We start from the raw sequence: 21,504 nt of genomic DNA on the forward strand, positions 1-21,504 counted from the left end.
TCCGGAACGCTAACGCGCCAAAAATACCCGGCGCGCAAGCTCACGGCGATGTCAGTCGTTCTGCACCTTCCACTTGCTATCGACGATCTGCACCATCACGCGCGCGCGATTGTCGAGGCCGTTGTGATCGGCGGACGTGGTGTTCATCACGCCATGCGCGAGCGGAAGATCCTTGAGGTTTTCAAGCGCGTTGCGCAAGGCCGCGCGAAACGCTTCCGTGCCCGGCTGAGCGGTCTTGAGCGCTTCGGGAATGGCCCGTTGCAGCATCTGGCCGGCGTCCCACGCATGACCGCCGAACGTCGATACAGAACCCACGCCATAAGCCTTCTCATAGGCCGCCTTGTACGCGAGCGCCGACTTCTTCACAGGGTTGCTATCGGGCAACTGATCGGCGACGAGAATGGGACCGGCCGGCAGCAACTCGCCATCGCAATCCTTCCCGCACACACGCAGGAAATCGTTGTTCGCCACGCCGTGCGTCTGATAGACCTTGCCTTTGTAGCCCCGCTCTTTCAGCGCCTTCGCCGGCAGCGCCGACGGCGTGCCTGCGCCCGCGATCAAAACCGCATCGGGATTCGCGCCAAGCGTCTTCAACACCTGGCCCGTGACGGAAGTATCGGTGCGCGCGAAGCGTTCGTTCGCGACGATCTTCAACTTATGCGCCGCCGCGGCCGTGTTGAACACGCTGTACCAGCCGTCGCCATAAGCATCCGCGAAGCCGATAAAGCCCACCGTCTTCACGCCATGCTTCTCCATATAGTCCGCGATGGCGTCGGCCATCAGGCTGTCGTTTTGCGGTGTCTTGAACGCCCACGTGCGCTTGGCGTCCATCGGCGAGATGATCGCGGCCGACGCAGCCATGGAGATCATCGGCGTCTTGCTCTGGCTCGCTGGATCGAGCATGGCAAGCGAGTTCGGCGTGACCGTGGAACCGACGATGGCATCTACATGATCTTCATCGATCAGCTTGCGCGTGTTCTGCACGGCGCGGCTTGTGTCCGATCCATCGTCGAGCACGATGTACTCCACCGACTTCCCGCCGATCTCTTTCGGCCACAGCGCAACGGTATTTTTCTCGGGGATTCCGAGCGACGCCGCCGGCCCTGTCGCCGAGAGCGTCACGCCAATCTTCACCTGCGCGAGCGCCGCGCCCGCGCTCAACGCAAGCGTGCCGCCAAGCACCGCGCACGCGAGTTGCTCTTTGATCTTTTTCATTGCATCGTCTCCAGACGCTATGCCATCGCGCACGCCGTGTACGCTACTGCGAGTTGTTATAAATCTGCGTCGAGCAGTCTTTCTTAACCGCCGCTCGATCTATTTCCGACAAACGTTAGTCATAAGGCCGAGTCAGTAAAGCCAGCTACAAAAAAGGCGCGTTCGAAGCAACGCGCCTTTAATGGATTCGTAGGGTCGTGCCGGCTCGCCGTCAGTCTTTGACGAGCTTCCACTGACCGCCGACGATCTCCACCATCACGCGCGCACGTTGATCGAGTCCTGAGTGATCCGACGCGCTCATGTTGAAGATACCGTGCGAACCGGCAAGGTCTTTGGTGCTTTCAATCGCCGCGCGCAACGCTTCGCGAAATGCCTGCGACCCGGGCTGCCCTGCTTTCAACGCAATCGGAATAGACCGCTGCAACAACAGGCCGGCGTCCCACGCATGACCGCCGAACGTCGATACCGAACCCGCTCCATTCGCGCCTTCATAAGCCTGCTTGTACGCCAGCGCGGACTTCTTCACCGGATTCGAATCAGGCAACTGCGCGGCCACCAGCAGCGGTCCGGCCGGCAAGAACGTCCCTTCGCAATCCTTCCCGCACACACGCAGGAAGTCGTTGTTCGCAACGCCGTGCGTCTGATAGATCTTGCCCTTGTAGCCCCGCTCCTTCAGCGTCTTTTGCGGCAATGCGGCCGGCGTTCCCGCGCCCGCGATCAACACGGCATCCGGGTTCTGCGACGTTGCCTTCAGGACCTGCCCCGTTACCGACGCATCGTTACGTGCAAACCGCTCATTCGCGACCACCTTGATCTTCGCGAGATCGGCGGCCTTCGTGAATTCCTTGAACCAGCTTTCGCCGTATGCGTCGCTAAAACCAATGAACGCCACCGACTTGATGCCATGGTTCGACATGTGCGATGCAATGGCCGTCGCCATCAGAATGTCGTTCTGCGGCGTCTTGAATACCCAGGCGCGCTTGGCATCCATGGGTTCCACGATCGTCGCGGCCGCCGCCATGGAGATCATGGGCGTCGCCGTTTCCGAAGCGACGTCGATCATGGCCAGCGAATTGGGAACGACGGTAGAACCAATCAGTGCGTCGACGTGATCTTCGCTTGTCAGCTTGCGTGCGTTCTTCACGGCCTGCGTGGAATCCGTCGCATCGTCCAGCACGATGTACTGCATCTTCTGTCCGGCAATTTCTTTCGGCAGCAACGCGATGGTGTTCTTTTCCGGAATGCCCAGCGACGCAGCTGGACCTGTTGCGGACAGCGTCACCCCGATTTTTACGTCCGCAAAAGCTTGCGTGCTGATCACTGCAGATGCGCTCGCGGCAAACAGCGCCGCCGAGATCCAGCGTAAAGCCAACTTCATTGATATACCCCGTAAAAGTGTTTGTTCATTGCCCGCGATTTTACGGTTTTTATATCCCGACCACGCGGTCGGTGAATACGAGTGTAGCGGACTGAGGCCGCATGGGGCAAGGGTTTTGAAGGGAATGGAATGGGCAGACGTGTGCTGCAGCGCGCATTGGAAAATACGCGGGAAAACCCGCACGAATAATCGGTAAATAAATGGAGCACAACGGCAAAGCCGCGAATGAACTTCAAGCTGTAATTGAATGCGGAAATGCGAAGTACAAATAAAAAGCGCTGTTGGAATCATCCAACAGCGCTTTAGGTCGGGCACTTGATGCCTCGTTGTCTCCTCGTTCTCCACCTCAAAAATCGGGTGCTGCAGAACTGAAACGGATATTAGATTGGACAACGATTACCGACAACCTAGCATTTACCCTAGTGGTGCACAAAAGCACCTTAATTGGGCGTCTGCTCAACCGTGCCCGGCTTAAGAGGCAGAAAAGTGTTCCAAACCAAGCGTTAATTCGGATTACAAACGAATAGTCGAAGCTACCCGCGCAACGGCCGAAACCGCGCGATGATCTCACCCACGATTCCGCGCCTGAAGAGCAGCACGCACGCTATGAAGATCAGCCCCGTCACGATCGTCACGGACTCGCCAAGCGAATTGAACCAGTCGATACCGGTGAGCCGCGTCAATCCGCTGCCGATATCGCCGAGACGATTTTCCAGCGCAACAATAATAAAAGCGCCGAGCAAAGGGCCGAACATCGTGCTCATTCCACCGACCAGCGTCATCAATACAACGAGACCCGACATGGTCCAATAAGCATCCCCCAGGGTTTCAAAACCGAGCACCAGCGTCTGAAGCGCGCCAGCCAATCCCGCGAGACCCGCCGACAAGACAAACGCCAGCAGCTTGAAACGCGACGTGTCGTATCCCAGCGAGATTGCGCGCGGCTCGTTTTCCTTGATCGCGATCAGCACCTGTCCAAACGGAGAATGCACGATCCGCACGATGAATCCGAACGCCAGCACCATCACGAGCAGCACGATGTAATAGAGCGTGAGGTCCGAGCCGAGGCTGATCGCGCCAAACAGCTTGCCGCGCGGCACGCCTTGAAGTCCGTCCTCGCCGTGCGTGAACGGCGCTTGCAGGAACACGAAATAGACCATCTGCGCGAGCGCGAGCGTGACCATCGCGAAGTAGATGCCTTGTCGCCGGATTGCAAACAAGCCAACGATCAACCCAAGCAACGTCGCCACCGCAGTCCCCGCAATCACACCGAGCTCCGGCGTGAAACCGAGGGTTTGTATTGCGTATCCGGCCGTGTAGCCGGCGCTTGCGAGAAACATTGCGTGGCCGAACGAGAGCAAGCCCGTATAGCCGATCAACAAATTGAACGCCGCCGCGAACAGCGCGAAGCACAGCACCTTCATCATGAAGACGGGATAGACGCCCAGGAACGGCGCCGCGATCAGGCCCGCCAGCAACACGCCGTAGAGTACTTTTCTCAACATCATTTTTCCTTGCCGAAAAGTCCCGCCGGGCGCACGAGCAGAACCAGCGCCATGATGACGAAGACGACCGTCGCGGACGCTTCCGGATAGAACACGCGCGTGAGGCCCTCGATCACGCCGAGTCCGAGGCCGGTGAGTATCGAGCCCATGATGGAACCCATTCCGCCAATAACGACCACCGCGAACACGGTGATGATCATCGACTGCCCCATCAGTGGCGAAACCTGAATCACGGGCGCGGCGAGCACGCCCGCGAACGCGGCAAGCGCGACGCCAAAGCCGTAGGTGAGCGTGACCATCAGCGGTACGTTGATACCGAATGCCTCGACCATCTTCGGGTTCTCGGTGCCCGCACGAAGATAGGCGCCTAGACGCGTTTTCTCGATGACGAACCACGTCGCGAAGCATACGGCGAGCGAAGCCACCACAACCCACGCGCGATAGTTCGGCAAATACATGAACCCGAGATTCGTCGCGCCGGCGAGCAAGCCGGGAACATCGTAGGGCTGCCCGGACGATCCGTACACCGAACGAAATACGCCTTCAATGACCAGCGTGAGGCCGAACGTGAGCAAGAGTCCATAGAGATGGTCGAGCTTGTAGAGCCAGCGCAGCATCGTCCGTTCAATGACGATACCAAACACACCGACTATGAGCGGCGCGAGCAGAAGCATCGGCCAGTACGGTACGTTGAAGTAGGAAAAACCCATCCACGTGAGCATCGCGCCCAGCATGAACAACGCACCGTGCGCAAAGTTGATCACGTTGAGCAGGCCGAAGATCACCGCGAGGCCAAGGCTCAGGATGGCGTAGAAAGAACCGTTTACCAGGCCGAGCAGCAACTGGCTCATCATCGCCGCAAGCGGAATGCCGAAAATTTCCATTGAACCTGCCATCAAAGGTGTTTCGACGCATACCGCCCGATCATGCAGGCATGCGTCGATCGATCATGCGGATTCACGTAGCACGCGAATCCGCAAAGCGGTCATTCCCGGCCGCTCATTTCCACAGCGTGCAGCGCGATTCAGCCTTGGTCGCGAACGCCTGATCACCCGGAATGGTCGCGGTAATCTTGTAGTAGTCCCACGGCTCTTTAGACTCCGACGGCTTCTTCACTTCCATCAGATACATGTCGTGAATCATGCTGCCATCTGCACGGATATAGCCGTTCTTCGCGTAGAAGTCGTTGATCTTCGCCTTGTGCAACTGCTCCATGACCTTGTCGCTGTCAGTCGACCCTGCCGCCTGAACCGCCTTCAGGTAAGTTGTGACAGCTGAGTAGTCGGCTGCATGAAGACTCGTGGGCATCTTCTTCATTTTCGCGAAGTAGCGCTGCGCCCAGGCGCGCGTGGTCGCGTCCTTGTTCCAGTACCAGCTATCGGTTGCAACCAGACCTTGGGTGGTTTCGAGGCCCAGGCTGTGGATGTCGGTCAGGAAGATCAGCAACGCGGCGATCTTCATCTGCTTGGTGATGCCGAATTCCTTCGCGGCCTTGATCGAGTTGATGGTGTCGCCACCCGCGTTGGCCAGACCCAGCACCTGCGCCTTCGATCCCTGTGCCTGCAGCAAGAACGAAGAAAAGTCCGACGCCGACAACGGATGACGTACCGCTCCCAGCACTTGCCCGCCATTCGCCTTCACTACGTCAGACGTATTTTTTTCCAGCGCCTTGCCGAATGCGTAATCCGCCGTGAGGAAATACCACGTCTTGCCACCCTGCTTCGTCACGGCCGAGCCGGTGCCCTTGGCGAGCGCCATGGTGTCGTATGCGTAGTGAACCGTGTACGGCGTGCATTGCTCGTTGGTGAGGTTATCGGCGCCCGCACCAATGTTGATGTACGGGATCTTCTTTTCGCCGGCGACCTGGTTGGTCGACAATGCCGTCGCCGAATTCGTCCCGCCAATGATCACATTCACGCCATCGCGATCAATCCATTCGCGTGCGCGCGACGCCGCGATATCCGCCTTGTTCTGGTGATCGGCGTAGACAAGCTCGATTGGCTTGCCGTTCACCTTGCCGCCGAAATCGGCGATCGCCATGCGGATGGATTCAAGGCCGCCCTGGCCGTCGATGTCCGCATAAAGACCCGAAAGGTCCGTGATATAGCCGATCTTTACGGTGTCGCCAGGGGCTGCGTGAGCATTGCCCGCCATGAGCGACGCAGTAGCCGTTGCAACGGCCAGGCAAATACTCGAGAGGCGCGCGAGGGTCTTCTTCTTCATTACAGTCTCCGTTGAGTTTGTTGTTCTTGCTGCTGCCCGCATGCTGTTGCACCGAACCCGTCAAACTCCGAGCAGTTCGTGCAGCACCGGCATCTTCGTTTCGAGTTCCCCGGCATTGAAGTGCTCGACAATCTTCCCGTGCTCCATGACGTAGAAGCGATCGGCGAGCGGCGCCGCGAAACGAAAATTCTGTTCGACCATCACAATGGTGTAACCCCGTGACTTGAGCATCAGGATCATTCGCGCAAGCGCCTGCACAATCACAGGCGCAAGCCCTTCCGAAATCTCGTCGAGCAGCAGCAGGTTTGCGCCCGTGCGCAAGATGCGCGCAACGGCCAGCATCTGCTGTTCGCCGCCAGAAAGCCGGGTCCCCTGGCTATTGCGGCGTTCCTTGAGATTGGGAAACATCGAATAGATTTCATCGATGGACATGGCTTCCTTCGGATTCCCTACTACCGGCGGAAGCATCAGGTTTTCCTCGCACGACAAGCTCGAGAAAATCCCGCGTTCTTCCGGGCAATAACCCACACCGTAATGGGCGATCTTGTGTGTCGACATGCCAACCGTCTCATGCCCCCCAATCCGGATCGACCCGGTGCGCCGTCCGGTCAGGCCCATGATCGCGCGCAGCGTGGTCGTGCGACCCGCGCCATTGCGCCCGAGCAAAGTGACGACTTCGCCGCGGTTCACCTTCAGATCCACGCCGTGCAGGATATGCGATTCGCCATACCACGCCTGCGCGCCGGCAAGCTCGAGCGCGGGCTCCCCAGCCGATCCATCGCGCGAGCGCTGCGCGCGGCGTTCTTCCACGATCGTACTCATGCGTGCGCTCCGGCCAGAGCGGCGTCGGCGCTGCCCATATAGGCTTCCATCACAAGCGGATTCTTCGATACCTCCGCGTAGCTGCCCTCGGCCAGCACCTCGCCACGTTGCAGGACCGTGATGGTGTCCGAGATCCCGGCGATCACGTTCATGTTGTGCTCGACCATCAAGATGGTGCGTCCCGCCGATACCTTCTTGATCAGCGCCGTCACGCGGTCCACGTCTTCATGACCCATGCCTTGCGTGGGCTCATCAAGCAGCATGAGTTCGGGTTCCATTGAAAGCGTGGTGGCGATTTCCAGCGCGCGCTTGCGACCGTATGAAAGCTCGACCGTGGTGGTATCGGCGAAATCGGTCAGGCCGACTTGCGTGAGCAGGTCCATGGCGCGGTCATCGAGTTCAGTGAGCACGCGCTCGCTTTTCCAGAACTTGAACGATGTGCCGAGCGAGCGTTGCAAGCCGATACGCACGTTCTGCATGACCGTCAGATGCGGGAATACAGCGGAAATCTGAAACGAGCGGATCACGCCGCGACGCGCGATTTGCGCGGGACGTTCGCGCGTGATGTCGGCGCCGTTGAAAACGATCTGTCCCGCGGTCGGTTCGAGAAACTTGGTGAGCAAGTTGAAGCAAGTCGTCTTGCCCGCACCGTTGGGACCGATCAATGCGTGGATTGAACCCCGGCGCACACGCAGGTTCACGTCGTTCACGGCGGTGAAGCCCTTGAATTCTTTTGTCAGGCCGCGGGTTTCCAGAATCGTATCGCCGAGAATCATGTCCCCTTCCGTGCTTGGTTTGAGCCTGGGCCCGACCTTTGTTTCAGCCTTTGGCAGACGCGCTTTTGGCGCAGGCCTTGGGTTCTGCCGAAGTGGTTCGCTTGCGTTCGTGCGGGTACTTTTACCAGGCAAGTGTTGCAGTGCTGGCATTGTGCTGGCTTGCATCTGCTGCACTTTTTGCGTGCCGCACAACGCTCGTGCAGACATGCGGCGCATCAAAGACGTACGGGGTATTGTCGCGCCAATGATGCAGCGCAATCATCGGGATTTGCACTTAGTTTGGCGCTTTGTTTTATTGGTTTATGTAGCCAGGGCTCTTTAATGAATGCTTTTATGTATCGCAGCAAGACGCTAAACAATTCACGCAATACTCGATACCACCGTTCGCGCGCGCAAACCCAGGAACCGCCGGTCCGCGCGAATCATCTCGCTTGCCCTTTCCGCGATCATCAAGGTCGGTGAATTCGTATTGCCCGAAGTAATGGTCGGCATGACAGACGCGTCGACCACGCGTAATCCGTCGACGCCGATTACGCGCAACCGGCTATCTACAACGGCGGCGGGATCGTTATCCGTCCCCATGCGGCACGTGCCGACCGGATGAAAAATGGTCGTTCCTATTTTTCCCGCAGCGACCGCGAGTTCGGCGTCGGTTTGAAACGATGTGCCGGGCAAGATCTCTTCCGGTGAATATTTCGCGAGCGCGGGCGCGGCCACGATGCGCCGAGTGAGGCGCAAAGCGTTGACGGCAACTTCACGGTCGCGATCCGTCGACAAATAATTGGGCGCAATAAGCGGGGCGACGCTCGCATCCGGCGAAGCAATGTGAACGCTTCCACGCGACGTAGGCCGCAACGGACATACCGAAGCCGTGAACGCGTTGAATGCGTGAAGCGGCTCGCCAAACCGGTCCAGCGATAACGGCTGCACGTGATACTCGACGTCCGGCCGGATAATGCTTGGGTCGTCGGGATTCGACCTGGCGAACGCGCCCAGTTGCGACGGCGCCATAGACATGGGTCCGCTGCGCATGACCGCATACTGCAAGCCGATCCATGCCTTGCCCCACCACTTGGCCGAAAGCGTGTTCAGCGTGCGCACGCCGCGTACTTTATAAGCCATCCTAAGTTGTAGATGATCCTGCAGATTCTCGCCTACACCACGCAGATCCTGAATCACATCGATACCCATTTTCTGCAGCCGCGCACCATTGCCAATGCCGGACAGTTCCAGCAACTGCGGCGAGTTCACAGCGCCCGCGCTGACGATCACTTCGCAACGGGCGCGCGCAAGATAGTCCGTATCGCCGCCTCGATATTCCACGCCAACGCAGCGCTTGCCTTCCATGACCAGCCGCTGCGTATGGGCACCCGTAATGATGGTGAGATTGGTGCGTTTTATCGCGGGCCGCAAGAAGGCCTTCGCTGCATTCCAGCGAATCCCGCTGCGCTGGTTGACGTCGAAATAACCCACGCCTGTGTTGTCGCCGCGATTGAAATCGTCGGTTGCGGGAAGACCCGTCTGTTGCGCAGCTTCCGCAAATGTCTCCAGCACTTTCCATTTGAGCCGCTGCTTTTCGACGCGCCATTCGCCGCCCGTTCCGTGCCATTGGTTCGCGCCACCATGATGGTCTTCGCTGCGCTTGAATACGGGCAGCACCGAATCCCACGACCAGTCGCGGTCGCCGGTGATGGCGGCCCAGTCGTCATAGTCTTCACGCTGGCCGCGCATGTAGATCATGCCGTTGATCGATGAACAACCGCCCAGCACGCGGCCACGCGGATAGGAAAGCGAGCGGCCGTCGAGTCCCGGTTCCGCCTGCGTCTTGTACAGCCAGTCCGTGCGCGGATTGCCGATGCAATACAAATAACCGACCGGCACGTGGATCCAGTGATAGTTATCCCGGCCTCCCGCTTCCAGCAGAAGGACATTTACATCGGCGTCTTCGGTCAGGCGATTGGCAAGCACGCACCCCGCAGTCCCCGCGCCCACGATGATGTAGTCGAATTCGCCCTCGAGCTTACGTGCGTCCTGTTTCATTTTCGCCTCCTGCACGGCTTCATATGGGGCCGTTCATCCAAGTTTTGAACCGTACTTTCTGCACACCCTACTGCGGTCGCACCGCAGCAATCCAATCAGATATCTTCAATAGCTTTATAAGCCACGTTAATATCAGGCATGGACCTCACTCTTCTCCGTGCCTTTATAACCGTCGCCCGCGAGGGCAATCTAACGCGAGCCGCGGTGCAACTGCATGTAACGCAGCCCGCTGTCAGCCTGCAGATCAAGAACCTGCAGGAAGCGCTTGGCGTGACGCTTTTTGTGCGGACGTCGCACGGACTCATCATCACGCGCGACGGCGAAGCGCTGCTGCCACACGCGGAGCGCGCGCTCAACGCCGCGAGCGAAGTGCGGCGCGTCGCCGCCGCGTTGCGGCACGAAATCAGCGGGCGTCTGACTATCGGTACGATTCTGGATCCCGAATTTCTCCGGCTGGGCGGGTTCTTGCGCGCGCTGGTGGAGACGTATCCGCGCGTTGAAACCGCGCTCAGGCACGGCATGTCGGGCTGGGTGCTGGAGCGCCTGAAAGCGCGCGACCTGGATGTCGGGTTCTACATCGGCGATCCGGCAATCGATGAACCCCGCGATGCGCATCGATTTCATGTCGTACAGCTCAAGCCTTATCTGTATCGCGTGCTCGCGCCGGCCGGATGGAAGGATCGCGTCAACCGGACGACACATCCGAAGACCGGCACGCCCGACTGGGTCGCGCTTGCCCGTCTGCCCTGGATCTGGACGCCAGCGGAATCGGCGCATAACCGTCTGCTGACCCGTCTCTTCAACGCCCACGGCGTTCAGCCCGTCAAGGTCGCTGAAGTGGATCAGGAGCCGTCCATGCTCGATCTCGTCAAATCGGGCGTGGGTCTCACGCTCGTGCGCGATTCCATTGCACTTGCGGAAGCGCACGCGCATGCGCTCACTATCGTGGAAGGCGTCACGGTGCCGACGCAGTTATCGTTCATCGTATTAGCGGAGCGCCGCGAGGAGCCGAGCATTGCCGCGGCGTTACGTCTGATCGAAGACCAGTGGGCGACGTAGCGGCGAAGAAGACTCGCGGCCGCCAAACTTTGTTAGTCTGAGGGACGCGCTTCTCGCGCCCACGTCAACAGGAACACGCAAACATGGCACGCAACATTGAAATCAAGGCTCGCGCACATCAGTTCGACCAGCTTCTCGCGCGCGCGGCTGCGCTCGCCACTGAACCGCCCATGATCTATCGCCAGCAGGATTTTTTCTACGACGTGCCGAACGGCCGCCTCAAATTGCGTCAATTCGATGACAACACGCCTGCCGAACTGATCTTCTATCAGCGCGATGACCGCGACGGTCCGAAGGTTTCGTATTACTCGCGCAGCCCGGTGACGAACCCGGAAGCGATGCATGCGCTGCTCGCGCAGGCGCTGAACACGCGCGGGATCGTGAACAAGGAGCGCCATGTTTATATTGTCGGGCGCACGCGCGTGCATCTGGATCGCGTTGATGGACTCGGCGATTTTATCGAACTGGAAGTGCTGCTCGGCCAGGATGACGACGAAGAAGGCGGCGAGAAGGAAGCCGAGGAATTATTCGCGAAGCTGGGTGTATCGAGCGCGGATCTGGTGCCGGTTGCGTACGTCGATTTGCTCAGCGAACCGGCCTGATTCCTTTTTAGTCGATATCTTTCGGCGCAAGATGCCCGAGCGGCAACGGTCCATTGCGCTTGAACGTAGTCAACACGATGTTCGAACGCACGCTGTCCACGCCGGGCACACGCATCAGTTTTTTCATGACGAACGTGGAAAGCGCGTTCAAATCGGGCGCGACAATGCGCAGCAAATAATCGGCGTCGCCGACGGTCGCGTGGCATTCCAGCACTTCCGGCAATGTCTCGATCTGCTGCTGAAACTGGTCGATGACCGTATCGCCGTGATGCTTGAGCTTCAGGCTCGTGAACGCGGTCACGCCGAGTCCGAGCTTTTCCGGACGCAGCACCACACGGTATCCATCGATCACGCCAGTCGCCTCCAGCCGCTGAAGCCGCCGCCCGATCTGGGACGGCGACAACGGCACTTCCTCGGCCAGTTGCTGATGCGTGGCGCGGCCGGAGCGCTGCAGAACGTCGAGTAGCGCGAGATCGAAGTGATCGAGATCGATCATGGGAAAGCCTGCGTTAGATCTGAAAGGACGCAAGCTTACCGTGCCCGGACGCAAGATAATGCGTCGCCAGGCCCGACATTGCGAAGGAGAAAAGATCCGGGACTCGCATAACCATCACAATAAAGTCAATCGATCCGCCATGAATCCGTAACCTTCGTATTACAAACGATGACATCCAAAAACCGCAATAACCACGGCTAAAAGACATGTCACACCGTCATTCGAAAGCAAAAACAAAGTGATATGCAAGCCTGAATCGACTTATCCTTACATATGGAAAGTTGATTCCTGATCGATGTGTAAGCTTTAACTGCAACGCTGCGCCCTCGGTTACGTCACTTCGTTGGCGGTACAGGGCGACCCTGTACAATCACCACGCATGCGGTTTTGGCGGCGCATTCAAACTGAAAAAGCCTGGAAGCGCAGCAAAAACCCGATGCGGCCAATTCGACGCAAATGGGAACTGGCGAGTGTCGAGCCGCAATAAACCGCTGCAAGGCAATGTGCAATGCAGCATTTGGCGTAATAAGAAAGGATTGCTGACCTGCCCCGGACGCCGCCGCGGTATGCAACACGTGCGATTTCCGGCTGGCAGCCGCAGCGTGCAATCGAGCCTAACCCATATCGTATAAGAGCGACTTCCATGCGAATCCTTCTGATTGAAGATGACCGCCCTATCGCACGCGGCATTCAAAGCAGTCTCGAACAAGCCGGTTTTACCGTCGATATGGTTCACGACGGCATTTTCGCGGAGCAAGCGCTCACGCAAAACCGTCATGAACTGGTGATTCTCGATCTCGGCTTGCCGGGTATCGACGGCATGACGCTGTTGTCGCGTTTTCGCCAGGGCAACCGTCACACGCCCGTGATCATCCTCACCGCGCGCGACGAGTTGCATGACCGCGTTCAGGGCCTGAACAGCGGCGCCGACGACTATATGCTCAAGCCGTTCGAACCCGCGGAACTCGAAGCGCGTATTCGCGCTGTGATGCGCCGTAGCGGCCCGCATGGCGACGTGCCGCGTCCGGAAGTATCGCTGGGTGGTTTGCGTTTGTCGGGCGTGGATCGCCGCATTTTCAACGACGAAAAACCGCTCGAACTGTCGCCGCGCGAATTCGCCGTGCTGGAAATGCTGCTGCTTCGCCATGGCCGTGTGGTCAGCAAGGCGCAATTGCAGGATCACCTCACGCACTTTGGCGGCGATCTCGGCGATACCGCCATTGAAGTCTACGTGCACCGGGTTCGCAAGAAGCTCGAAAACTGCCGCGTGGAAATCGTGACGGTACGTGGCTTCGGGTATTTGCTGCAGGAAATCCGGCCAGCCGCGTGAGCGGTTTGTCCGTGGCCCACCCGCCCGACGAGTAAAGACTCAGTACCTTGCGATTCCCTCCGCGGCGCACCGCCGACGAACGTTTCGACCGCGCCGACTGGCTGCATCTGGCGCAGTCGAAAACAACGTCTTCGAGCCAGCCGCCAAGCCTGCGGCGCTCGCTGCTGCGCCGTCTTGCGGCGCCGCTGTCCCTGCTTGCGCTGATGAGCGGCCTGATGGCCTATTGGCTTGCGTGGCAATACACGCAACACGTGGTCGACCGTTCGCTTGCCGATCTCGCCACCGCCATCTCCAAGCAGATTCAGCTTGCTGGCGTCGACGCCCCTCTGACTGTTCCGCCGCTAGCCCGCGCGATGTTTTCCGACCCGGTGGAACAGTTGATCTACCGGATCAGCGACGGTGAAAACGAAATCGCCGGCGAGACCGATCTGCCGCTGACTGGCACGAACGTGCGGCGGATTCACTACGCCTACGTTTTCGAAACAACCTATCAGGGCACGAGCGTACGCGCGGCGCAGGTGCGCGTGGACCAGACGCACGGCAATCCTATCGTGGTCGAAGTGGCGCAGCGCGTGGGCTCTCGATACCGGATCGCCGTCGAATTCATGGTCGCGATCATGATGCCGCTGCTGCTCCTGCTGCTGGCGGGCTGGGTAATCGTCTGGCGCGTGGTCAACCAGCAGCTCAATCCATTGACCGATCTCGCCGATACACTCAACCGGCAGACGCATACATCGCTGGAACCAGTCGACGAATCGTTCGTGCCCATCGAAATCCGTCCGCTGACGAGCGCCATGAACGGCCTGCTCGATCGCCTGAAGACAGCGCTGGACGCACAGCGCAAATTCATCGCTGACGCCGCGCACCAACTGCGTACACCCTTGACCGCCGTGAAGCTGCACGCCGAACAGGCCGCGAGCGCGAAGGATCCAGCGAAGGTGCTGGAAGCGGTGAAGGAACTGCGGGCATCGGCGGATCGCGCCGTGCGTTTGTCGAATCAATTGCTGTCGCTCGCGCGCGCCGAGCCGGGTGAACAGGCCGCGCGTTTTACCGATTTCGACTACGCGGCGCTCGCGTTCGAAACCGGCGCGGAATGGGTGCCGCGCGCGCTCAACGCGCATGTGGACATGGGCTTCCAGCGTCTTGACGATCCTGAAAACGAATATCCGCTGATCGTGCGTGGCAATCTCGTGCTGGTGCGCGAAGTGATCGCCAATCTGATCGATAACGCGTTGAAATACGTCCCCACTTCTCGCGTGGAAGGTGCGCGCGTGACGCTCACCGTGACGCAAACGACCGACGCTAAAGGCCAGCGGTTCGGCGAAATAGTGGTGGAAGACAACGGCCCGGGCGTGTCGCCGGAACAGCAGCCGGATCTCTTCAAGCGCTTCTTTCGTGGCGACGGCCACGGCGTGGAAGGCGGCGCAGGACTCGGTCTTGCCATCGTCCACGACATCATGGTGCTGCACGACGGCAGCGTGCACTATGAAGACGCCCCGGCCCCGGAAGGCGGCGCGCGGTTTATCGTGCGCATGCCCTTGAAGCCCGCGCCTGCATAAAAAAGCCACGGCGGTCAAGCCGTGGCGCTTTCGCATACAACAGCATGAACAGCATGCAACAGGGCCGCCCGCTTACTTCTTCAGCGCCAGCATGGTGCCACGGCACTTCTTGGCGCCGCAGCGGCACTCGTATTCCTTCTTCAGCTTCTTGGTGATGCGACCGTCGATGACGAGACCGTAGTCGTAGTACAGCTCTTCATCTTCCTTGATCGCACGCAGCGCGTGAATGAATACGCGCCCTTCCTTCTCTTCGGCTTCGCAATTCGGCGCGCACGAGTGATTGATGTAGCGCGCGCTGTTGCCATCGACCTTGCCGTCGATCACCTTCCCGTTTTCAAGCGCGAAATAAAACGTGTGATTCGGCTCGTCCGGGTTGTGTGGATGACGGCGCAATGCCTCTTTCCACGAAATGCGTTCGCCCTTGTACTCGATAATCAGCTCGCCCTTGGCGAGTGGCACAGCGGCGAACACGCCCTTGCCGTGTATGCCCGAACGGCGGACAGCGACCCTCCGTGAACTCATCGACTGAATCCTTTAAAACGAATCGGTTTGGCTTAGCAAGACGCTTCCAACTTCGCCCCGAACCGGCTTCACGCGAACGGTGATGAACCGGAACGTGGATTAAAAAAACGCGGCGGCCTGATGCGAGGCGCCGCGTTGCTTGGCTTCCTTCCCTGCCGATTTGTTGAACGCCTGGTTGCGTTTCGGCAGGTGAACATCGGCATCGTACACGCTAGGCGCGCACGAGTTCAACCGCTCCTTTAATTCCGTTACTTGGCGTGCCGTGGATTTATCGTTGGCCGAAGGAAATATCGCCGAATAGCGCCTTCTGGTCGCGCGGCTGCGAGCGCCAGTATTGCGGCGGCGCTTCCACCGTTGCGCCCAGTTGAGCCGCCGCGTGCCACGGCCAGCGCGGATTGTAGAGCAGCGCGCGGGCAAGCGCGACAAGATCGGCCTGCCCCGACTCGATGATCTCTTCAGCGTGCTGCGGGTCCGTGATCAAGCCAACGCCCATGGTGTTCACGCCCGTTGCTTCCTTGATCGCCTTGGCAAACGGCAGTTGATAACCCGGCGACAGCGGAATCTGCTGCAAAGGCGAAACGCCGCCCGACGATACATCGATCCAGTCCACGTCGTGCTTCTGCAATTCCTTCACGAACACAATGGTCTGCTCCAGATCCCAGCCGCCCTCGACCCAATCCGACGCCGATACACGCAGGCCCACGGGCTTCTCGGCGGGGAAAGCGGCACGCACAGCGTCGAACACTTCGAGCGGAAAACGCATGCGGTTTTCGAGCGAACCGCCGTATTCGTCGGTGCGCTGGTTTGCGAGCGGCGAGAGAAACTGATGCAGCAGGTAGCCGTGCGCGGCGTGTACTTCGAGCGCGTCCAGGCCCAGGCGCGCGGCGCGTTTTGCCGTTGCCACGAAAGCGTCACGAATGCGGATGAGGCCGGCTGAATCGAGCGCCAGCGGCGGCGTTTCACCTTCCTTGTGCGGAATCGCCGATGGCGCGAATGGCATCCAGCCGCCCTCGGATACTGGAATCAACTGGCCGCCGTCCCATGGCGCCGCGCTCGATGCCTTGCGGCCAGCGTGGCCGAGTTGCATCGTGATCGCGATGTGCGAATGCTTGCGGATGGCGTCGATTACTGGTTTCAAGGCCGCTTCTGTTACGTCGTCCCACAGGCCCAGGTCGCCCGGGGTGATGCGGCCTTCTGGTTCCACCGACGTGGCTTCCAGGCACAGCATGCCAGCGCCGGACAGCGCCAGGCTTCCCAAGTGGATCATGTGCCATGCCGTTGCTTCTCCACGTTCCGCAGAGTATTGGCACATCGGCGATACAACAATGCGGTTCGGAAGCGTTACGCTCCGCAGCGTGAATGGGGAGAATAGTGCACTCATGGGAGATCCGATGTGGAATGGACGGCGTGGAATGGACGGCGGATTTCGCAGTTTAGAATAGCACTTCGGTTTTTTCCATGCACAAGGGGTCGCGCTGGCGCTTGATGAGGGTTGGTTTTTGCGAAAAGAAATGAAGCAAAGAAAACGCCTTTCAACCGCTAATTCTTATGTGGACCAAGCGCGCATTCCATCTGCTTGGGACTTCAAAAGAACGCTGGGCGTAAAACCACAGACAGTTGAAACCCTCCCCCTCCGGCCACAGATACCCACACGCTTCACCACCAGTGTCCGTGGCAGCTAAATTGGAAATCGCTAGTCTCTTCGCGTTGCCTTTCTTGAATGCTTTTCTTTTATATCGCGCCGGATGGCGTGTTAAGTCTCATCGCCCAGGATTCCGTCTTGCCACTCTCCAGACGCTTCGCCGCCGTGGCGCGCCAAGACGGCGTCAGTGCCTCAAGCGCCGCCATCTCTTCCAGCGCCACACCATCATCACGGTCGACGTAGAACACCCGCAACAAACGCTCAATACTCCATTCAGCATGCGGCCGCGCCAACCTTTCCATAACGTCACCAGCAGCTACTTCTCCCGGCTCCAGCACCCGGTAATACCAGCCCGTGCGGCGCGTATCCTGTACACGCCTTGACATGTCATCGCGGGAAAAATGCAAGTTGAGCTTCCAGCACGGCTGGCGCGGCTGCGATACCTGCACAATCACCGTGCCAAGCCGATACACATCCCCAACACACACATCAGCTTCATTCAGGCCCTTCGTCGAGATGTTTTCTCCGAAAGCACCCGGCGCGTCAAAACGCTCCAATCCCGCCGACAGTTCCGGCCATTCATCACGCCATGCGGCGTAGTGATCGCGGCTGTAATGGTGCAGCGCCTTCTCCGGGCCACCATGGTGCTTGCGCTCATACTGACGATCACCTTCAAGCCCCGTTTCCCCCACATGGACACGCGCCGCAAGCGCCGTCTTGCGAATCGCACTGCGCTTGCCCCGCGTGCCAAGCGGCGCAATGTCGCCAGCAAGCACAGCATCGATAACAAGATTCATGGGTCAATGCTCCCGCTTCATTTGGAAGGCTCAACGCCATCGAGCCATTCGCCAAACATCTTGCGCGCCGCACGCTCAAGCGCAGGACCATGGCGCGCCGTCTCCGCGCGCAAGGTGACCACGTCGCCGCCACTTTCCGCCACTTCGCCCGGATACGCGACAAGCCAGCTTTCGAACCGGTCGACCAATACCTCGGGATGACATTGCAGGCCAAGAACATGGCCGCCCCAACTGAATGCCTGGTTCGCACAAACATCAGTCGATGCCAGCAGCGTCGCGCCCGCAGGAAGGTCGAAGGTATCGCCGTGCCAGTGAAGAACGGGCGTGGATTTGCCATCCACCTCAAGATGCCGCAACGCGGATGCACGCCCGGCATCGGTCAATGTGAGCGGCTTCCAACCCAGCTCTTTTTGCGCCGCCGGATAAACGCGAGCGCCCAGCGCACGAGCAATCAATTGCGCACCCAGGCAAATGCCAATCGTAGGCAAGCCCGCCTCAATGCGCTTTTCAAGCATCGCGAGCAAGGGATTCAAGTGCGGAAAAAGCGCGTCGTCGTAAGCGCCAATGGGACCGCCAAGCACGACCATCAACGAGGTATCGAGCGGATCCGGCGCTTCAATGCGGGCCCGGCCGACATCAAGGTAACGCACCAGTTGTCCACGATCCCCCAGCACCAGCTCCAGGCTACCGAGATCTTCGAAATGGACGTGGCGTATCGCCAGGACTTCACGTTTCATCAGCGGTCATCCAGGATAAGCCAGCAAGCAGGATAAAGACGGGCGCGGCCAGAGCGGCGCACGCACGCAAACGCCAGATCCAGCATTGAGTGCTTCGATCAGGCGCTTCAAAATAGTCTAACCGAGACTTGAAAGCTTCGCGCTCAGGCGGAAAGCAAAAATGACAAAAGACGACTCACGCAGAGCCGTCTTTTCAAACCAGTCAAGTCTAAAACCGGGAAGCCCGGTCAGAAACCATCACGCGATCTGCGCGAAAATCTTCCAGTTCTTCTTCTGCTTGGCCAGATCACCTTCTTCGTATACCGAACAATCAAGACGCAAGTCGGTATCGCCCATGTCGATGTTCAGCAGATTGCAGTGATGTGGCGTTTTCTTGACGTTCTTGCTTGCTTCGAGGTGCGTACAGCTCAGGCACATGCGATGCGGCGGAATCTGCTGCACGACTTCGAGTTGTCGAATGGTCTTGAGCAAGCTCCTGTACAACTGCGTCTGCTCGTCGGCCTTCAGCGTGCCAACCGCCTTCGTCAGGAATTCCGGCCAGACCAGCGCCTTTTTGGCGGCTGTCCTTCCGCGCGCAGTCAGGCGCACGGCAAGCGCGCGGCCGTCGTCTATAGCGCGGCGCTTTTCGACCAGACCCTTGCTTTCCAGCGTGCTGACAGCGTCGCTGGTGGTCGCGGCGGTCAGCGCCGTTTCCCGCGCGATTTCGCCAAGCCGCATTGGTCCGCGCCGCTGCATCAACAGCACGAGAATCTCACCCTGGGTTGGCGTGAGTCCCGCACCTTCGGCCCATTCCCATGCCTGGCTGCGCATCGCCGTGCTCAACCGCAGCAAGCCGTGGGTCACCCGCCCTGTGGCCTGCTCTCCGTATACGCCTTCGCTCATAGTCGTTCGCTTCGTCTTTCTTGATGCTTATCTGATGTTCGGCAGCAACTTTGAATACCGGCAAAAACGTCAGACCCCGCTCCGTTTTGCCAAAGCCGCTGCTGGCTCGATCGCCGGCTAGTCCGACCGGCGAATCCTATCTTATCTACCACCGTCTCAAAATTCGGACGAACCAACCAGCCCTACTCGTTCGTCGTCCAGATCATACATTTCATCTTCGCAGCTCCTGTTCCATACCGTCGAGCGCTTTTATTTCACCGGATTACTGCCCATTCACGCCGGTAAAGCCGACATTCTAAGCGAGGCGGAAGAAACGTACACCTTAGTTATTCACGAAAGCATGTGGATAAGACTGTGGGTAACCTCATTATCCGATGTGCGCCGATTCTTGATAACCCCGGGTGCATCAAAAACGGTTCGTGCGTTATCCCGGGTTGCCCGCGCTCATCCATGCTTTCGCCATAAGGTTATGCGCACTCCAAACTGTTGAGTAAACGACGTTTTTAGCAGTTGCCCACAGAAAAACCGGATGCTTGTTAACTACTATTACGTATGTATACGACTTCGTGAAGGTAAACCTTAGAGGCGGGTTATCGGTTCGAAAATCTAATTTGGGGATCGCCGGAAGACTGAAATTCGCGAAACGAAAACCGCGAAAAAAAACCCGCGGTTAGCGGGTTTGTACAAAAGGCTCGGGGTTTTACACGCTGTTTTCGAGCCCCTTGACCTTACTTCCTTGCAGATTCCTTTATTCGCGCCACTGCAAACATTGCTGGCGAACGGCTTCATGAAGCGAGCGTTCCCGATCGAAAACGCCGCGCAGCCAGGTCGCATCGTTCATGTTGCTGCGTGCTATGTCACCGACCTGGCGCAGCGCTTCGCGCGAACCGAGGGCATCGGCGTGAGGCGCGATCACATCGAGCGTCGCAAGAATGTCTTCCGCGATCGTGCGCCGTTCGCCAGTTTGCGGGTCGATACAACTTCCCTCCAGGCCAAACCGGCACGCCTCGAAACGATTGAATGTGTAGACGAGGTAGTCGTCCTCTTTCAGCGTCAAAGGCTTGTCCAGCAGCAGATAGCGCGCGAGCGTCTGGATATAGCAGGCGATCGCCGCCGCACGATCAACCGATAGCGGCGTGTCCATCACACGCACTTCGATGGTTCCAAAACCCGGCTTCGGGCGGATGTCCCAATAAAAATCCTTCATGCTGTTGACCACGCCGGTGCTGACCATCTTCGAGAAATATTCCTCGAAGCTGTCCCAGGTCAGCGTGAACGGGGCGCGGCCGGACAGCGGAAACGCGAACACGGAGTTCAGGCGCGCGGAGTGAAAACCGGTATCGACACCCTGCACATACGGCGACGACGCCGACAACGCGATGAAATGCGGAATGAAGCGCGACATGGAATGCAGCAGGAACAGCGCGCTATCCGGATCCGGACAACCGATGTGCACGTGCTGACCGAACACCGTGAACTGCTTCGCGAGATAACCGTAGAGCTCGGAAAGGTACTGGAAACGGGGGGTATCGAAGATCTGACGGTCGCTCCACTGCTGGAAGGCATGCGTGCCACCGCCACACAGTCCGACGTTCAGGTGGTCAGCCGCGGCCACGAGCGTGTCGCGGATCCGGCGCAGGTCGGTCAGAGCCTGTTCATGCGTCGTACAGATGCCCGTGGACAACTCGATCATGCTTTCCGTGATCTCCGGCGTGATGCTGCCGGGAATCTTTTCGTCCTTGACCAGGCGCATCAGGTCGGATGCGGCCTTGGTCAGGTCGTAGTCGTGCGTGTTGACGACCTGGATCTCGAGTTCGACCCCGAAGGTGAACGGCTCCGAATTGATGAAAGGTTCGAGTGACATGGTGCCTCTTGATTGACAAAGCCTGGGTCATCCAGCCATGGATGACGGTTAAAAC

General features: G+C 58.9%; 19 protein-coding genes. 4 read left to right on the top strand and 15 right to left on the bottom strand.

Translation table 11 applies throughout. The features are described 5' to 3' along the window. Positions 1 to 51 precede the first annotated feature (51 nt). The 8 genes from ACRWA7_RS33060 to ACRWA7_RS33095 form a co-directional block, all read right to left on the bottom strand. Positions 52 to 1,215 (bottom strand): ABC transporter substrate-binding protein, encoded by a 1,164-nt coding sequence (locus ACRWA7_RS33060; protein ID WP_438394881.1) that lies wholly within the window; start codon positions 1,213 to 1,215, stop codon positions 52 to 54. Positions 1,216 to 1,426: 211 nt separating this feature from the next. After that, positions 1,427 to 2,593 carry an ABC transporter substrate-binding protein gene (locus tag ACRWA7_RS33065; RefSeq protein WP_438394883.1) on the bottom strand — a complete coding sequence of 389 codons (1,167 nt, stop codon included), beginning with the start codon at positions 2,591 to 2,593 and terminating at the stop codon, positions 1,427 to 1,429. A gap of 533 nt (positions 2,594 to 3,126) precedes the next feature. Next, positions 3,127 to 4,098 carry a branched-chain amino acid ABC transporter permease gene (locus ACRWA7_RS33070; RefSeq protein ID WP_438394884.1) on the bottom strand — a complete coding sequence of 324 codons (972 nt, stop codon included), beginning with the start codon at positions 4,096 to 4,098 and terminating at the stop codon, positions 3,127 to 3,129. Then, a complete protein-coding gene (locus tag ACRWA7_RS33075; RefSeq protein ID WP_060817597.1) occupies positions 4,098 to 4,982 on the bottom strand; it encodes a branched-chain amino acid ABC transporter permease in 885 nt (294 codons plus the stop codon). The genes ACRWA7_RS33070 and ACRWA7_RS33075 overlap by 1 nt, the downstream gene beginning before the upstream one ends. 115 nt (positions 4,983 to 5,097) lie before the next feature. Next, entirely contained in the window at positions 5,098 to 6,321 is a 1,224-nt protein-coding gene (locus tag ACRWA7_RS33080; RefSeq protein ID WP_438394887.1) for an ABC transporter substrate-binding protein, read from the bottom strand. 60 nt (positions 6,322 to 6,381) lie between these two features. After that, a complete protein-coding gene (locus tag ACRWA7_RS33085) occupies positions 6,382 to 7,143 on the bottom strand; it encodes an ABC transporter ATP-binding protein (RefSeq protein ID WP_060817595.1) in 762 nt (253 codons plus the stop codon). After that, positions 7,140 to 7,919: an ABC transporter ATP-binding protein gene (locus ACRWA7_RS33090; RefSeq protein ID WP_060817594.1), complete on the bottom strand. Its 780-nt coding sequence runs from the start codon at positions 7,917 to 7,919 to the stop codon at positions 7,140 to 7,142. The genes ACRWA7_RS33085 and ACRWA7_RS33090 overlap by 4 nt, the downstream gene beginning before the upstream one ends. Before the next feature lie 360 nt (positions 7,920 to 8,279). Next, on the bottom strand, positions 8,280 to 9,959 hold the full coding sequence (locus ACRWA7_RS33095) for a GMC family oxidoreductase (protein WP_438394888.1): 1,680 nt from the start codon (positions 9,957 to 9,959) through the stop codon (positions 8,280 to 8,282). A gap of 138 nt (positions 9,960 to 10,097) precedes the next feature. Between ACRWA7_RS33095 and ACRWA7_RS33100 the strand changes: the two genes are divergently transcribed. Then, complete coding sequence (locus tag ACRWA7_RS33100) at positions 10,098 to 11,018, top strand: LysR family transcriptional regulator (protein WP_438394889.1); 921 nt, start codon at positions 10,098 to 10,100, stop codon at positions 11,016 to 11,018. An 83-nt stretch (positions 11,019 to 11,101) separates the two neighbouring features. After that, a complete protein-coding gene (locus tag ACRWA7_RS33105; protein ID WP_060817591.1) occupies positions 11,102 to 11,620 on the top strand; it encodes a class IV adenylate cyclase in 519 nt (172 codons plus the stop codon). Between the two features lie 7 nt (positions 11,621 to 11,627). Here ACRWA7_RS33105 and ACRWA7_RS33110 read toward each other — a convergent pair whose 3' ends face one another. Next, entirely contained in the window at positions 11,628 to 12,116 is a 489-nt protein-coding gene (locus ACRWA7_RS33110) for an Lrp/AsnC family transcriptional regulator (RefSeq protein ID WP_060817590.1), read from the bottom strand. Between the two features lie 643 nt (positions 12,117 to 12,759). On the opposite strand from ACRWA7_RS33110, the gene ACRWA7_RS33115 reads away from it, so the two are divergent. Both ACRWA7_RS33115 and ACRWA7_RS33120 read left to right on the top strand, forming a co-directional pair. Beyond that, the gene (locus tag ACRWA7_RS33115; RefSeq protein WP_056356328.1) at positions 12,760 to 13,446 is read left to right on the top strand and encodes a response regulator transcription factor; all 687 of its coding nucleotides are present in this window, start codon (positions 12,760 to 12,762) and stop codon (positions 13,444 to 13,446) included. 107 nt (positions 13,447 to 13,553) lie between these two features. After that, the gene (locus tag ACRWA7_RS33120) at positions 13,554 to 15,005 is read left to right on the top strand and encodes a sensor histidine kinase (protein WP_060817792.1); all 1,452 of its coding nucleotides are present in this window, start codon (positions 13,554 to 13,556) and stop codon (positions 15,003 to 15,005) included. A 72-nt stretch (positions 15,006 to 15,077) separates the two neighbouring features. On the opposite strand, the gene ACRWA7_RS33125 is transcribed toward ACRWA7_RS33120, so the two are convergent. From ACRWA7_RS33125 to ACRWA7_RS33150, 6 genes are all read right to left on the bottom strand, one after another. Then, the gene (locus ACRWA7_RS33125) at positions 15,078 to 15,527 is read right to left on the bottom strand and encodes an SET domain-containing protein (RefSeq protein WP_060817589.1); all 450 of its coding nucleotides are present in this window, start codon (positions 15,525 to 15,527) and stop codon (positions 15,078 to 15,080) included. Positions 15,528 to 15,795: 268 nt separating this feature from the next. Continuing rightward, on the bottom strand, positions 15,796 to 16,908 hold the full coding sequence (locus ACRWA7_RS33130) for an NADH:flavin oxidoreductase/NADH oxidase (RefSeq protein WP_438394891.1): 1,113 nt from the start codon (positions 16,906 to 16,908) through the stop codon (positions 15,796 to 15,798). A gap of 350 nt (positions 16,909 to 17,258) precedes the next feature. After that, positions 17,259 to 17,966: an MOSC domain-containing protein gene (locus ACRWA7_RS33135; RefSeq protein ID WP_060817587.1), complete on the bottom strand. Its 708-nt coding sequence runs from the start codon at positions 17,964 to 17,966 to the stop codon at positions 17,259 to 17,261. Positions 17,967 to 17,983: 17 nt separating this feature from the next. Beyond that, a complete protein-coding gene (locus tag ACRWA7_RS33140) occupies positions 17,984 to 18,703 on the bottom strand; it encodes a glutamine amidotransferase (protein ID WP_060817586.1) in 720 nt (239 codons plus the stop codon). A gap of 237 nt (positions 18,704 to 18,940) precedes the next feature. Then, positions 18,941 to 19,585 (bottom strand): MarR family winged helix-turn-helix transcriptional regulator, encoded by a 645-nt coding sequence (locus ACRWA7_RS33145; protein ID WP_060817585.1) that lies wholly within the window; start codon positions 19,583 to 19,585, stop codon positions 18,941 to 18,943. Between the two features lie 748 nt (positions 19,586 to 20,333). Further along, positions 20,334 to 21,449, bottom strand: coding sequence for a YbdK family carboxylate-amine ligase (locus ACRWA7_RS33150; RefSeq protein ID WP_438394893.1), 1,116 nt, complete (start codon positions 21,447 to 21,449; stop codon positions 20,334 to 20,336). Positions 21,450 to 21,504: the final 55 nt, after the last annotated feature.

The sequence above is a fragment of the Caballeronia sp. DA-9 genome, assembly GCF_051615025.1.
GTDB lineage: Bacteria > Pseudomonadota > Gammaproteobacteria > Burkholderiales > Burkholderiaceae > Caballeronia > Caballeronia sordidicola.